Raw genomic sequence first — 12877 nt, 5'->3', positions numbered from 1 at the left:
ATCCTGAAGGGGAAAAAACATGAACGCAGCGGAGCTTCAACAGGCGCGCCAGCACGCGGTCGCCTTGATGCAACTGGCCAAGCCCCGAGTAGTGGGGCTGATTGTGTTCTGCGCGGTGATCGGCATGTTCCTGGCGGGGCCGGGCTGGCCGGACCCGGCGCGTTTGTTGCCGGCCACCGCCGGCATCGCGCTGGTGGCCGGCGCGGCGGCGATGATCAATTGCCTGGTGGAGCGCACAGTGGACGCCAATATGCGTCGCACCGCCTGGCGCGCCACCGCGCGCGGCGAGGCCGGCGCGGGCGAGACCCTGATCATCGCTCTGACCGCAGGCGGCATCGGCATGGCCTTGCTGGCCGGCCTGGTCAACGCCTTGACCGCCTGGCTGACGCTGGCCACTTTCGTTGGCTACGCCATCGTCTACACTTTGCTGCTCAAGCCCAACACGCCGCAGAACATCGTGATAGGCGGCGCCAGCGGCGCGATGCCGCCGGTGCTGGGCTGGGCGGCGATGACTGGGGAGGTGCACGCGTTCGCCTTAGTGTTGTTCCTGATCATCTACGCTTGGACGCCGCCGCATTTCTGGGCGTTGGCCTTGTATCGCCGCGACGATTACGCCCGCGCCGGGCTGCCGATGCTGCCGGTGACTCATGGCCAGCGTTTCACTACGCTGTCCATCTTGCTGTACTCCTCGCTGTTGTCGGCCATCACCCTGCTGCCGGTGGCGATGGGCGCGGCCGGCTGGCTCTATCTGCTGGCGGCGCTGGCGTTGGACGCGCGTTTGCTCTTCCTTGCCGTGCGCCTGCATCGCCAGTATGCTGACGCTCTGGCCCGCCGCGCCTTTGCCTGGTCGATTTGGTATTTGACCTGGTTGTTCGCGGCCCTGCTGATAGACCACTACTGGCTGATACCCGTTTCCTGATGCGCAAATTGATAAAACTCGCCGGCTTGCTGTTGCTGCCGCTGTGGCTGGCCGCGTGCTCGCCGAATGAACCCAAGCTGGATTTGAAAGGCACCGACGTCGCCGGAGCGTCGATAGGCGGCGATTTCACGTTGACCGACCATCAAGGCCAGCGCCGCAGCCTGTCTCAATACCAGGGCAAAGTGGTGGCGCTGTTCTTCGGCTACACCCATTGCCCGGATGTTTGTCCGACCACCATGCTGGAATACGCGGCAGCGGTGAAGCAACTGGGCGATAAGGCCGGACAGGTGCAAGTGCTGTTCGTCAGCATCGATCCGGAGCGCGACACGCCGCAGGTGCTGGCCGGTTACGTGCCGCACTTCAACCGCGGCTTCGTCGGCCTGACCGGCACGGCCGGCGAGGTCGAACAGATAAAGAATCAGTACAAAATCGTCGCCCAACGGGTGAGCCAGCCGGGCGGCGGCTATAGCGTGGACCACAGCGCCGGCTCCTATCTGTTGGATAAACAGGGCCGTTTGCGTGTGTTTGAGGCCTACGGCACGCCGTCGGCGAGCTTGGCTCATGATATTGACCAGTTGTTACGCTAAACTTGGCGTATCGGAAACTGACGCAGACATGAAAGTCGGATCAAAGTGAGCAACGACCATAACGCTGGCGCAACATCCGGCTCGCAGCCATCGTTGGATCTCGCCAAATACACGCTGTCCACGTCGGTGGAGATCGCCCATCATCTGGCCGGCATCGCCAAGAACGGCCATATGGTGACGGTGTTTTCCAACAAGGGTAAAACCTTCATCCTGACCCGCTTCCTGGAAGTGGACCATAAGGCGGGCACGCTGGTGTTCGACTGGGGCGCGGACCCGGAGACCAATGAGCATTTGCTGGCCAGCGAGCGCAATGTCTTCGTCTGCTCGCCGGAGGGCGTCAAGACCCAGTTCGTCACCGGCCAGGTGCGGCGCGTCGATTGGGAGGGCCAGCCGGCCTTCCAGGCCGACTTGCCCGAGCAGGTGATCAAGCTGCAGCGCCGCGAGTTCTTCCGCATCCAGACCCCGGCGGCCAGCCCGGTGATGTGCCATGTGGCCGATTATCCGCACAAGCCCGTCGATCTGGCCTTGTTCGACGTCAGCCTGGGCGGCGTCAGCATGTGGTTGCCGCAGCCGGGAACGCCCGGCTTCGACATCGGCCAGCAATACCAGCGCTGCACGCTGGATCTGAAACCGCTGGGCGCGCTGCATATCGGCTTGGAAGTTCGCCACCGGCTGGCCGCTAAATTGCGCAACGGCAACGAAGCCGTACGCATAGGCTGCTCCTATCTGGGGCTGACGCCGGCGATGGAAACGTTGATCCAGCGCTATGTCGGCCTGCTGGAGCGCGAACGCCGCGCTCTGGTTGGCTGAGTCCGCTCCGCTCCGCCTTAACTTCGATTTCGTCATCCTTGCCGCAAGACATCATGAAGCTGACTATTGCCCTGTCCAAAGGGCGCATCTTTGAAGAAACTCTGCCTTTGCTGGCCGCCGCCGGGATTTTGCCGGCGGAGGACCCTGAAGCCTCGCGCAAACTGATCATCGGCACCAACCATCCAGGCGTGAGGCTGGTGATCGTGCGCGCGTCCGACGTGCCGACCTATGTTCAGTACGGCGCCGCCGATCTGGGCATCGCCGGCCGCGACGTGCTGATCGAGCACGGCGGCGCCGGCCTGTACCAGCCGCTGGATCTCAATATCGCCAAGTGCAATATGATGGTGGCGGTGCAAAACGGCTTCGATTACGAGGCCGCGGTGCGTCGCGGGGCGCGGCTGAAGATCGCCACCAAGTATCCGCAGATCGCGCGCGAGCACTTCGCCCGCAAAGGCGTGCATGTGGACATCATCAAGCTCTACGGCTCGATGGAGCTGGCGCCGCTGGTTGGTTTGGCCGACGCCATCGTCGATCTGGTGTCCACCGGCGGCACGCTGCGCGCCAACAACCTGATCGCGGTCGAGCACATCGTCGACATCAGTTCGCGGCTGGTGGTCAACCAGGCCGCGCTCAAGCTCAAACACGACGTGATCCAGCCTGTGCTGGACGCATTCGCCGGCGCCGTGCCGGCCTGAGGTTTGCCCCATGCTGAAACTGTCTTCTTCCCAAGCCGATTTCACCGAGCGCCTGCAGGCGCTGCTGGCCTTTGAAACCGCGCAAGACCCTGCCGTCGACGCCGCCGTCGCCGCCATCTGCGACGACGTCAAAGCGCGCGGCGACGCCGCGGTGATCGAATACACCAACCGTTTCGACCGCATGCGCGCCGTCTCCATGGCCGATCTGACGCTGTCGCGCGAGCAACTGGAAGCCGCCTTCCACCGGCTGGGCGACCCGGTGCGCCATGCGCTGAGCACCGCCGCGGAGCGAGTGCGCCGCTACCACGAGAAGCAGCTGGCGCATTCCTGGAGCTACCAGGACGAAGACGGTACCCTGTTGGGGCAGCAAGTGACGCCGCTGGACCGCGTCGGCATCTACGTGCCGGGTGGCAAGGCCGCCTATCCCAGTTCGGTGCTGATGAACGCGCTGCCGGCCAAGGTGGCCGGCGTGGGCGAGATCATCATGGTGGTGCCGACGCCGGACGGCGAGCGCAACGATCTGGTGTTGGCGGCAGCCTATATCGCCGGCGTCGACAAGGTGTTCACCTGTGGCGGCGCGCAGGCGGTGGCCGCGCTGGCCTACGGCACCGAAACCGTGCCTCAGGTCGACAAGATCACCGGCCCGGGCAACGCTTACGTTGCCGCGGCCAAGCGCCGGGTATTCGGCGTGGTGGGCATCGACATGGTGGCCGGTCCGTCCGAGATTCTGGTGATCTGCGACGGCGACACCCCGCCGGACTGGGTGGCGATGGACTTGTTCAGCCAGGCCGAGCACGATGAAATCGCCCAGGCCATCCTGCTGTGCCCGTCGGCGGAATACATCGCCCAGGTCGAGGCCAGCGTCGCCAGGCTGCTGCCGCAGATGTCGCGCCGCACCATTATTGAGGCCAGTCTGGGCAACCGCGGCGCGCTGATTCAGGTCAGCGACTTGGGGCAAGCCTGCGAGATCGCCAACTACATCGCGCCCGAGCATCTGGAGCTGTCGGTGGCTAATCCGGACGAGTTGTTGCCGCGGATTCGCCACGCCGGCGCCATCTTCATGGGCCGCTTCACCTCGGAAAGCCTGGGCGATTATTGCGCCGGCCCCAATCACGTGCTGCCCACCAGCCGCACCGCGCGTTTCGCCAGCCCGCTGGGCGTGTACGATTTCCAGAAGCGCAGCAGCCTGATCCGGGTGTCCCAGGCCGGCGCGCGGACGCTGGGCCAGGTCGCCAGCCTGCTGGCTCACGGCGAAGGCCTGAGCGCGCATGCGCGCGCCGCGGAACTGCGCTTGGACGCATAGCGTTTAGAGCAAAACGCCGCGTCATCGCTTAATCTGGATAAGTAACCGGAGAAGGCGATGGCTGGGCTGCTACGCATCATGGCCGGACTCTGTCTGGCCTTTTTCTTGTCCGCGGCGGCTTGGGCGCAGCCGCGGGTGCTGGTGGTGGAGAGCTATCACAGCGACTACCCCTGGGATCAGGATTACCGCCGCGCACTGCAGGAGCGTTTGGGCAAGCGCGCGCAATTGAGCTACTACGCGATGGACACCAAGCGCCTGCCGCCGGCCCAACATCAGGCGCGCGCCGACGAGGCGCTGGCCATGGCGGCTAAAATAAAGCCGGACCTTGTCATCGTCGGCGATGACGCCGCGTTACAGAGAGTGGGCAGCAAACTGGCTCAGCAAGGCGTGCCGGTGATCTATCTAGGCATCAACAACAATCCGCGCAATTACTTCCCGGGCGCGGCGACGGGCGTCAGCGGCGTGCTGGAGCGGCCCTTGATCCTGCGCAGCGTCTTCGAATTGGGCAAAACCGTCAAAGGCTTGCGCAATGCTCTGGTGCTGTTCGACGACGACCTGACCTCGCGCATCATTCGCGACGAGACCTTCGTTGGCCGCGACACCATGTTGTTGGCCAATATCCACGTCGATCTGGTCTTGACCGGCTCCTACGCCGAGTGGCAGCGGCGAGTGCTGAGCGCAGCCGGCCGCTACCAGGCGATCTGGGTGGGCCTCTACTTCACTCTGCGCGACGCCGGAGGCAAGGTAGTGCCCGGCGATGAAGCGCTGCGTTGGACCGCCGCCCACGCCAAGCTGCCGCTGTTTGCGTTTTGGGACTTCGCCGTGGGCAAGGACAAGGCGGCGGGCGGCTTGGTGCTGTCCGGCTACGAGCAGGGCCGAGAGGCGGCCAAGTTGGCCGAACAGGTGCTGTTCCAAGGCCAGTCGGTGGCCAGTTTGTTTCCTGTGACGCCGTCGGAAGGCCGTTATGTTTTCAGCCGCGAAGGGCTGGCGCGCGACCGCGTCGAGCTGCCGGCGCGGCTGCGGGAACGGGCCAACTGGGTCGAGTAGCTGAAAGCGAATGAACACGCTACTATAGCTTTTCGCCGTTTCCGATAACACGGCTCCGTCCGCGGGGCTCTTGTTGGCCGCGAGGCCGATTGCGAAGTCATGAAAAAGTCCGTCCGACAACTGGTGCGCGATGAGATCGCCGCCATCAGCGCCTACCCGGTAGCCTCCGCCGACGGCTACATCAAACTGGACGCCATGGAGAATCCGTGGCCGCTGCCGGCCGAGCTGCGCCAGGAACTGGCGCGGACGCTGGCCGACGTCGCCGTCAACCGTTATCCGGACCCGTCCGGCGGCACGTTGAAAGCCCAGCTGAAGCAGGCGTTTTCCATCCCGGAGCCGGCCGAAGTGCTGCTGGGCAACGGTTCCGACGAGCTGATCACCCTGGTGGCGCAGGCGCTGGCCCGTCCCGGCGCCAAGCTGCTGGCGCTGGAGCCGTCCTTCGTGATGTACAAGATGAACGCGCTGTTCTCCGGCCTGGACTATGTCGGCGTGCCGCTGCGTTCCGATTTCAGCCTGGATCTGCCGGCGACGCTGGCGGCCATCGCCGAGCATCAGCCGGCGGTGGTGTTCGTGTCCTACCCCAACAACCCGACCGGCCCGCGCTTCGCCCGCGCCGAGGTGGAAGCGATCTGCGAGGCCGCGCCCGGCCTGGTGGTGGTGGACGAAGCCTACCAGGCTTTCGCCAGCGACAGCTTCATGAACCTGGCCGGCCTGCGCGACAATCTGATCGTGATGCGCACGCTGTCCAAGCTGGGCCTGGCCGGCATCCGCCTGGGCTACGCCGCCGGCCCCGCCGCCTGGATCTGCGAGCTGGACAAGGTGCGCCCTCCCTACAACATCAATGTGCTGACCCAGGCCGCCGCACGCTTCTCGCTGCGCCATATCGAGGTGTTTAACCGCCAGGCCGCGGAGCTGTGCGAGGAGCGCGGCCGGCTGGCGGCCGGGCTGGCGCGCCACGCCGCCGTCGCATCCTTTCCGTCGGAAGCCAATTTCATCACCATCCGGGTGCCGGACGCGCCGGCCTTGTACCAGCATTTCAAGGCCAGCGGCATCCTGATCAAACAACTGCACGGCAGCCATCCGCTGCTGGAGCGATGCCTGCGGCTGACCGTGGGCGCGCCGCAGGAAAACGACGCCATGTTGGCGGCCCTGGACGCTTACTTCGCCTGAGTCATGAGAACCGCAACCGTTACCCGCAATACCCTGGAAACCCAGATCACCGTCAGCCTGAATCTGGACGGCGCCGGGGCTGGCCGCTTTGAAACCGGCGTGCCCTTTCTCGACCACATGATGGACCAGATCGCCCGCCACGGCTTGATCGATCTGGACGTGGTCGCCCACGGCGATCTGCACATCGACGCCCACCACACGGTGGAAGACATCGGCATCACTCTGGGCCAGGCTTTCGCCAAGGCGATAGGCGACAAAAAGGGCATTCGCCGCTACGGTCACGCCTACGTGCCCTTGGACGAGGCGCTGAGCCGGGTGGTGATCGATCTGTCCGGCCGACCGGGCTTGGTGTACAACGTCGATTACACCCGCGCCAGCATCGGCCAGTTCGACGTCGACCTGTTTTCCGAATTCTTTCATGGCTTCGTCAACCACAGCATGGTCACGCTGCACATAGACAATCTGCGCGGCGTCAACAGCCATCACCAGGCCGAGACCATCTTCAAGGCCTTTGGCCGCGCGCTGCGCATGGCCTGTGAGACGGACGAGCGCATGGCCGGGCAGGCGCCGTCCACCAAGGGCACGCTGACCGCATAAGTCGGGCGCGCCGTTTTTTTCAGGGCTCCGGCCGCATTTGGCCGGAGCGCCGCCACACCCCGAAGCGAGCTTGTAGGATGGCGATTAAAGTTGCAGTAGTGGATTACGGCATGGGCAATCTGCATTCGGTGCTCAAGTCGGCGCAGGCGGTCAACGACATCGGCGCGGACATCTTTCTCACCAGCGAGCCGGAGGCCGTGCTCAGGGCTGACAAAGTGATCTTTCCCGGGCAGGGCGCTATGCCGGACTGCATGCGGGAACTGAATCAACACGGTTTGGCCGATGCGATAAGGGAAAGCACCAAGAGCAAGCCGTTTTTTGGCATCTGCGTCGGCGCGCAGCTATTGTTCGAGGAAAGCGAGGAGGGACCGACCCAAGGCCTGGGCCTGTTTCCCGGCAAGGTGGCGCGCTTTGCCGCCGGGCTGCGCGACGCCGAGGGCGAGCGTTTGAAAGTGCCGCACATGGGATGGAACCAGGTGTTCCAGAAAACGGTCCATCCCTTGTTCGCCGGCATCGCCGACGGCGAGCGTTTCTATTTTGTGCATAGTTACCACTTTGCGCCGGCCGATGCGGCCCTGACGCTGGCGGAAAGTGAATATCCCGAACGGTTTTCCTGTATTGTCGGTCGTGGGAACATTTTCGCAAGCCAGTTCCACACCGAAAAGAGCCACCGGGCCGGTCTTCAGATGATGAAGAACTTCCTGGCCTGGGATGGCAGTGTTTAACTCACGTTTGATTTAGCACCATGCTGCTCATACCCGCGATAGACCTGAAAGACGGTCAATGCGTACGCCTGAAACAGGGCGTGATGGACGACGCCACCGTTTTCTCCGACGACCCCGTGCAAGTCGCCGCCCATTGGCGCGATCAGGGCGCTCGCCGCCTGCATCTGGTCGACCTCAACGGCGCCTTCGCCGGCAAACCCAAGAACCTAGCGGTGATCCGCGACATTCTGGGCGAGGTCGGCGATGAATTGCCGGTGCAGTTGGGCGGAGGCATCCGCGACCTGGACACCATAGAGAAGTATCTGGACATGGGCTTGTCCTACGTGATCATAGGCACCGCCGCGGTCAAGACCCCCGGCTTCCTGCACGATGCCTGCGACGCCTTCCCCGGCCAGGTCATCGTCGGCCTGGACGCCAAGGACGGCATGGTGGCGATAGACGGCTGGGCCAAGATCACCAACCACAAGGTGATCGATCTGGCCAAGCGCTTCCAGGACTACGGCGTCAATTCTGTGATCTACACCGACATCGGCCGCGACGGCATGATGAACGGCGTCAATATCGACGCCACCGTCAAGCTGGCGCAGGCGCTGACCATCCCGGTCATCGCTTCCGGCGGCCTGAGCAATCTCGACGACATCCGCGCCTTGTGCGCGGTGGCGGACGAGGGCGTCGAAGGCGCGATCACCGGCCGCGCGATCTACGAAGGCGGCATCGATTTCGCCGCCGCGCAGACGCTGGCCGACGAATTGTCGGACTGAGAGCCTGTTCAAAGTTTCGCGAGCAAGAGCGAGGCCAGGCGTTTTCAACGCCGTATCGCTGAAGCGCAGCAGACTATGAGCAGGTTCCGATAGCCTGTTTCTCGACTCATCAAGCCATGCCGGCCCGTACGCATTGTCCGGGCCGGTTGGCTGTTTGCCGGACCTCATATGCTTGCTAAACGCATCATCCCTTGCCTGGACGTGACCGCAGGCCGCGTTGTCAAAGGCGTCAACTTCCTGGGCCTGCGCGACGCCGGCGATCCGGTGGAAATCGCCCGCCGTTACAACGAACAGGGCGCGGACGAACTGACCTTTCTGGACATCACCGCCAGCTCGGACCAGCGCGATATCATTCTGCACGTGATCGAATCGGTGGCGGAGCAGGTGTTCATTCCCTTGACCGTGGGCGGCGGCGTGAAGGAGGTGGCGGACATCCGCCGTCTGCTCAGCGCCGGCGCGGACAAGGTCAGCATCAACACCGCGGCGGTAACCCGCCCGCAGTTGGTCAGCGAGGCGGCCGACCGTTTCGGCAGTCAGTGCGTGGTGGTGGCGGTAGACGCCAAGGCGGTGACGCCGGAGAACGACCGCTGGGAGGTGTTCACCCATGGCGGCCGCACGCGTACCGGCATCGACGCGGTGGCGTGGGCGTGTCAGATGCAGCAACTAGGGGCGGGTGAAATCCTGCTGACCAGCATGGATCGCGACGGCACCAAGATAGGCTTTAATCTGGAGCTGACGCGCGCGGTATCGGAGGCGGTGGACATCCCGGTGATCGCCTCCGGCGGCGTGGGCACGCTGCAGCACTTGGTGGACGGGGTCAAACTGGGCAAGGCCGACGCGGTGCTGGCCGCCAGTATTTTCCATTTTGGCGAGCACACGGTGGCGGAGGCCAAGCAGGCGATGCGGGACGCCGGCATCGAAGTGCGGCTGTGAGCGCCTTCTGATCGACATTCTTGCCGACGTCTTAATTTGAGGCGAAGCGGGCGCCGGGCTGAATCATTTGCCGCGCCGCTACTCATAGCCAAGGCGCGCGGCGTTATAAAGGTGAGCCATGAATTGGTTGGATGAAGTCAAATGGGACGACAAGGGCCTGGTCGCAGCCATCGCCCAGGACGCCGCCAGCGGCCGGGTGCTGATGGTGGCGTGGATGAACCGCGACAGCCTGGCCCTGACTGCCGAAACCGGCATAGCCCATTACTGGAGCCGATCGCGCGACAAGCTGTGGAAGAAGGGCGAGGATTCCGGCCATCTGCAAAACGTCAAGGAGTTGCGGTTGGATTGCGACGGCGACGTGGTGGTGATGCAGATCGAGCAGGCCGGCGGCATCGCCTGCCATACCGGCCGCGAGAGCTGCTTCTACCGCCGCTTTGATCCGGCGCGGCAAGATTGGGAAGTGGTGGACGCGGTCTTGAAGGACCCGGGCGCGATCTACGGCAAGGCCTGACTTGCGCGCGGTCAACGCCGCGCGGCGGCTGGCCGTTAGAATGGCAGCCGGCAAGCCGATTGTTATCGTTTTGCCATCGGAACGACATATACTTGCCGGGGTTGCGGCGTAAAGGAATAGCGACATGAGCCAGGATGTGCTGAAAACCATCGCGGACACGTTGGAAGCGCGGCGCGAAGCCAGCTCCCAGTCTTCCTATGTGGCGTCCCTGTTTCATAAGGGCGAGGACGCCATTTTGAAAAAAGTGGCGGAGGAGGCGGCGGAGACGCTGATGGCCTCCAAGGACAAGGACAAGCTGCACCTGGTGCGCGAAGTGGCCGATCTGTGGTTCCACAGCATGGTGTTGCTGACCTATCATGGCCTGCGGCCCGAGGACGTGCTGATGGAGTTGAAGCGGCGCGAGGGTATTTCCGGCCTGGATGAAAAGGCCTCCCGCGCTCCCTCCCCTTAAGATTTAGCGAGAGCCGACAATAATGACAGATTGCATCTTCTGCAAAATCGTGGCCGGGCAGATTCCGGCCAATAAAATCTACGAAGACGACGATGTGCTGGCCTTCCACGACATTCGTCCAATCGCTCCCGTGCATTTCATGCTGATTCCCAAGCAACACGTGGATTCGCTGGCCCATTGCGGCCCGGAGCACGAGGCGGTGCTGGGCAAGATGCTGACCCTGGCGCCCAAATTGGCGCGCGAGCAGGGCCTGGAGGGCGGTTTCAAGACCGGCATCAACACCGGCCGCGGCGGCGGGCAGGAAGTGTTCCATCTGCATGTGCATGTGTTCGGCCATAAGAGTAACTGATTGGCCGATAGAGCTGGAGCGGCGGCCGGGCGGTCTCCGCGGATTAATTCGATTTGATAAGGAAGTGAATCATGGGTTCTTTCAGCATCTGGCACTGGTTGGTGGTATTGCTGATCGTGGTGCTGGTGTTCGGCACCAAGAAACTGCGCAATATCGGCGAGGATCTGGGCGGCGCGGTCAAAGGTTTCAAGGAAGGCATGAACAGCGAGGGCGACAAGGCCGCCAAGGATAAGCCGGCCGAAACCGGCCGTATCATTGACGGCGACGCCGACAAGAAATAAGGCGCGGTCCAAGCGTGTTTGAAATCAGCTTTGGCGAAATCCTGTTGATCGGCGTGGTGGCCCTGGTTGTGCTGGGGCCGGAGCGCCTGCCCACGGTGGCGCGCACCCTGGGCGCGTTGGTGGGTCGCGCCCAGCGCTTTGTGGCTACGGTGAAGGCCGATATCCAGCAGCAGGCCAACTTGACCGGCCTGAACGAATTGCGGCAGGACATCGAGGATGCCGCGCAGTCGTTCAAAGGCCAGCTCGATTCCGAAGTTAGGGGCGTGCGCGAGGCGATGGAGCAGAACGGCGCCGAACTGCGCGCGCTGGCGGACGAGGCGCGCGCGCCGGTGGAGGAGGCGGCCAACGTCATCCACGGCGGCTTGCAGCCGGATCTGCTGGATTCTCTTCCGGTCGAGGCTGCGGCGCATGCCGAGGCGGCGCCGGTCAAGGACGAGAACCAGCTGGAACTATTCGACGACTTGCCGCCGGCGGCGCCGGCGCCCCAGCCGGCGGATACGCCATCGCTACGTTGAGGCCGGCCGCACCCGGCCGGACGGGGCTGGCTCCCGCTTCGGCCGTTCCTGAATCCATTGGAAATCCCGCGCATGAATGAACAACCCTTGCTCGCGCATCTGCTTGAGTTGCGCACCCGCCTGGTGCGGGCGCTGCTCGGCGTCGCGCTGGTGTTTCTCGGCCTGTTCCATTGGTCCGGGGATATCTACCACCTGTTGGCCAAACCATTGCTGGACGCGCTGCCGGCGGGGGCTAACATGATTGCCACCGATGTCACCGCGCCGTTCTTCGTTCCGGTCAAGGTGACCATGTTGGTGGCCTTCCTGATCTCGCTGCCCAATACCCTGTACCAGATTTGGGCTTTTGTCGCGCCCGGGCTCTACCATCACGAAAAGCGGCTGGTGCTGCCCCTAGTGGTGGCCAGCCTGCTGCTCTTCCTCACCGGCATGGCTTTCGCTTACTTCCTGGTCTTCCCCGTGGTGTTCGGCTTCATGTCGGCGGTGACGCCGGTCGGGGTCAGCATGATGACCGACATCGACAAATACCTGTCCTTCGTGCTGGGCATGTTCATGGCCTTCGGCGTCACCTTCGAGGTGCCGGTGGTGGTGATTCTGCTGGTGCGCATGGGCGTGGTGTCGGTGGAAAAACTGCGCCAGGGCCGGCCTTACGTGATCGTCGGCGCCTTCGTGGTGGCCGCCGTCGTCACGCCGCCGGACGTGTTGTCGCAAACCCTGCTGGCGGTGCCGCTGTGGCTATTGTACGAAGCGGGCATTCTGATGGCGGTGTTCCTGGGCCGCAAGAAAGAGCGTCCTTTGCTGGAGGATGGTTCATGAATCGAAACGCCTGGCATTACGGCGCGTCGGCGTCGCTGATCGCGCTGATCCTGTTGTGCCTGGCCTGGGAGCTGTGGCTGGCGCCGTTGCGCCCGGGCGGCTCGCTGCTGGCGCTCAAGGCGGCGGTGTTGCTGCTGCCGCTGCGCGGCATCCTGGGTCAGCGCCTGTACACCTATCAATGGGCCTGCATGTTCATCCTGGCTTATTTCACCGAGGGCGTAATGCGCGGTTGGGCTGATCGCGGCCTGTCGCAGCAACTTGCATGGGGCGAAATCTTCTTAAGCGGACTATTCTTCGTCTGTGTATTGGGCTTTGCCAGAACCTTCAAGTTGTCGCGTCAGCCGCAGTAGACCCCGCGCGAAGCGAAAAGGAAGCCGTCAGCTCATGCTGACGGCTTTTTTTGCGCTCGC

The 12877-nt window shown here is 63.6% G+C and carries 18 protein-coding genes; all 18 read left to right on the top strand.

Annotated features, from left to right (window positions below; all coding sequences use genetic code 11):
- The first annotated feature begins 19 nt into the window (after positions 1 to 19).
- The 18 genes from HA052_RS00560 (at position 20) to HA052_RS00475 (ending at position 12817) form a co-directional block, all read left to right on the top strand.
- The gene (locus HA052_RS00560; RefSeq protein WP_081544909.1) at positions 20 to 919 is read left to right on the top strand and encodes a heme o synthase; all 900 of its coding nucleotides are present in this window, start codon (positions 20 to 22) and stop codon (positions 917 to 919) included.
- A complete protein-coding gene (locus tag HA052_RS00555; RefSeq protein WP_081544908.1) occupies positions 919 to 1506 on the top strand; it encodes an SCO family protein in 588 nt (195 codons plus the stop codon). Before HA052_RS00560 ends, HA052_RS00555 begins: the two co-directional genes overlap by 1 nt.
- A 93-nt stretch (positions 1507 to 1599) precedes the next feature.
- Positions 1600 to 2316, top strand: coding sequence for a flagellar brake protein (locus HA052_RS00550; protein ID WP_240937193.1), 717 nt, complete (start codon positions 1600 to 1602; stop codon positions 2314 to 2316).
- Between the two features lie 53 nt (positions 2317 to 2369).
- Positions 2370 to 3011, top strand: coding sequence for an ATP phosphoribosyltransferase (gene hisG / locus HA052_RS00545; protein ID WP_043589540.1), 642 nt, complete (start codon positions 2370 to 2372; stop codon positions 3009 to 3011).
- 10 nt (positions 3012 to 3021) lie between these two features.
- Complete coding sequence (gene hisD, locus HA052_RS00540; RefSeq protein ID WP_166450383.1) at positions 3022 to 4314, top strand: histidinol dehydrogenase; 1293 nt, start codon at positions 3022 to 3024, stop codon at positions 4312 to 4314.
- Positions 4315 to 4371: 57 nt separating this feature from the next.
- A complete protein-coding gene (locus HA052_RS00535) occupies positions 4372 to 5361 on the top strand; it encodes an ABC transporter substrate-binding protein (protein WP_166450382.1) in 990 nt (329 codons plus the stop codon).
- A gap of 99 nt (positions 5362 to 5460) precedes the next feature.
- Positions 5461 to 6531: a histidinol-phosphate transaminase gene (gene hisC, locus HA052_RS00530; protein WP_166450381.1), complete on the top strand. Its 1071-nt coding sequence runs from the start codon at positions 5461 to 5463 to the stop codon at positions 6529 to 6531.
- A gap of 3 nt (positions 6532 to 6534) precedes the next feature.
- Positions 6535 to 7128 carry an imidazoleglycerol-phosphate dehydratase HisB gene (gene hisB, locus HA052_RS00525; RefSeq protein ID WP_166450380.1) on the top strand — a complete coding sequence of 198 codons (594 nt, stop codon included), beginning with the start codon at positions 6535 to 6537 and terminating at the stop codon, positions 7126 to 7128.
- Positions 7129 to 7211: 83 nt separating this feature from the next.
- A complete protein-coding gene (gene hisH / locus HA052_RS00520) occupies positions 7212 to 7853 on the top strand; it encodes an imidazole glycerol phosphate synthase subunit HisH (RefSeq protein WP_166450514.1) in 642 nt (213 codons plus the stop codon).
- Between the two features lie 20 nt (positions 7854 to 7873).
- Positions 7874 to 8614, top strand: a complete 741-nt coding sequence (hisA, locus tag HA052_RS00515; protein WP_081544902.1) for a 1-(5-phosphoribosyl)-5-[(5-phosphoribosylamino)methylideneamino]imidazole-4-carboxamide isomerase — start codon at positions 7874 to 7876, stop codon at positions 8612 to 8614.
- Positions 8615 to 8782: 168 nt separating this feature from the next.
- Complete coding sequence (gene hisF / locus HA052_RS00510) at positions 8783 to 9547, top strand: imidazole glycerol phosphate synthase subunit HisF (protein WP_166450379.1); 765 nt, start codon at positions 8783 to 8785, stop codon at positions 9545 to 9547.
- Positions 9548 to 9665: 118 nt separating this feature from the next.
- The gene (gene hisI, locus HA052_RS00505; protein WP_166450378.1) at positions 9666 to 10058 is read left to right on the top strand and encodes a phosphoribosyl-AMP cyclohydrolase; all 393 of its coding nucleotides are present in this window, start codon (positions 9666 to 9668) and stop codon (positions 10056 to 10058) included.
- Positions 10059 to 10182: 124 nt separating this feature from the next.
- On the top strand, positions 10183 to 10509 hold the full coding sequence (locus HA052_RS00500) for a phosphoribosyl-ATP diphosphatase (RefSeq protein WP_166450377.1): 327 nt from the start codon (positions 10183 to 10185) through the stop codon (positions 10507 to 10509).
- Between the two features lie 22 nt (positions 10510 to 10531).
- On the top strand, positions 10532 to 10858 hold the full coding sequence (locus HA052_RS00495; RefSeq protein ID WP_166450376.1) for a histidine triad nucleotide-binding protein: 327 nt from the start codon (positions 10532 to 10534) through the stop codon (positions 10856 to 10858).
- A gap of 71 nt (positions 10859 to 10929) precedes the next feature.
- Positions 10930 to 11139 (top strand): Sec-independent protein translocase subunit TatA, encoded by a 210-nt coding sequence (tatA, locus tag HA052_RS00490; RefSeq protein ID WP_081544898.1) that lies wholly within the window; start codon positions 10930 to 10932, stop codon positions 11137 to 11139.
- Positions 11140 to 11153: 14 nt separating this feature from the next.
- On the top strand, positions 11154 to 11654 hold the full coding sequence (gene tatB, locus HA052_RS00485; protein WP_166450375.1) for a Sec-independent protein translocase protein TatB: 501 nt from the start codon (positions 11154 to 11156) through the stop codon (positions 11652 to 11654).
- A gap of 72 nt (positions 11655 to 11726) precedes the next feature.
- Positions 11727 to 12467 (top strand): twin-arginine translocase subunit TatC, encoded by a 741-nt coding sequence (gene tatC / locus HA052_RS00480; protein WP_081544896.1) that lies wholly within the window; start codon positions 11727 to 11729, stop codon positions 12465 to 12467.
- On the top strand, positions 12464 to 12817 hold the full coding sequence (locus HA052_RS00475) for a DUF2069 domain-containing protein (RefSeq protein ID WP_081544895.1): 354 nt from the start codon (positions 12464 to 12466) through the stop codon (positions 12815 to 12817). Before tatC ends, HA052_RS00475 begins: the two co-directional genes overlap by 4 nt.
- Positions 12818 to 12877: the final 60 nt, after the last annotated feature.

The sequence above is a fragment of the Chromobacterium fluminis genome, from assembly GCF_011602385.1.
In the GTDB taxonomy this organism is placed as follows: Bacteria; Pseudomonadota; Gammaproteobacteria; order Burkholderiales; family Chromobacteriaceae; genus Chromobacterium; species Chromobacterium fluminis.
The sequence above is the reverse complement of the archived record's forward strand: the minus strand, read 5'-3'. Positions and strand labels throughout refer to the sequence as shown.

Bases quoted from the DNA above. Each gene is read 5' to 3' on its own strand.
- hisB (WP_166450380.1), top strand. From the start codon at position 6,535: ATGAGAACCGCAACCGTTACCCGCAATACCCTGGAAACCCAGATCACC.
- tatA (WP_081544898.1), top strand. From the start codon at position 10,930: ATGGGTTCTTTCAGCATCTGGCACTGGTTGGTGGTATTGCTGATCGTG.
- hisA (WP_081544902.1), top strand. From the start codon at position 7,874: ATGCTGCTCATACCCGCGATAGACCTGAAAGACGGTCAATGCGTACGC.
- HA052_RS00475 (WP_081544895.1), top strand. From the start codon at position 12,464: ATGAATCGAAACGCCTGGCATTACGGCGCGTCGGCGTCGCTGATCGCG.
- tatC (WP_081544896.1), top strand. From the start codon at position 11,727: ATGAATGAACAACCCTTGCTCGCGCATCTGCTTGAGTTGCGCACCCGC.
- hisF (WP_166450379.1), top strand. From the start codon at position 8,783: ATGCTTGCTAAACGCATCATCCCTTGCCTGGACGTGACCGCAGGCCGC.
- hisD (WP_166450383.1), top strand. From the start codon at position 3,022: ATGCTGAAACTGTCTTCTTCCCAAGCCGATTTCACCGAGCGCCTGCAG.
- hisC (WP_166450381.1), top strand. From the start codon at position 5,461: ATGAAAAAGTCCGTCCGACAACTGGTGCGCGATGAGATCGCCGCCATC.
- HA052_RS00495 (WP_166450376.1), top strand. From the start codon at position 10,532: ATGACAGATTGCATCTTCTGCAAAATCGTGGCCGGGCAGATTCCGGCC.
- HA052_RS00555 (WP_081544908.1), top strand. From the start codon at position 919: ATGCGCAAATTGATAAAACTCGCCGGCTTGCTGTTGCTGCCGCTGTGG.
- hisI (WP_166450378.1), top strand. From the start codon at position 9,666: ATGAATTGGTTGGATGAAGTCAAATGGGACGACAAGGGCCTGGTCGCA.
- hisG (WP_043589540.1), top strand. From the start codon at position 2,370: ATGAAGCTGACTATTGCCCTGTCCAAAGGGCGCATCTTTGAAGAAACT.
- HA052_RS00560 (WP_081544909.1), top strand. From the start codon at position 20: ATGAACGCAGCGGAGCTTCAACAGGCGCGCCAGCACGCGGTCGCCTTG.
- HA052_RS00500 (WP_166450377.1), top strand. From the start codon at position 10,183: ATGAGCCAGGATGTGCTGAAAACCATCGCGGACACGTTGGAAGCGCGG.
- HA052_RS00535 (WP_166450382.1), top strand. From the start codon at position 4,372: ATGGCTGGGCTGCTACGCATCATGGCCGGACTCTGTCTGGCCTTTTTC.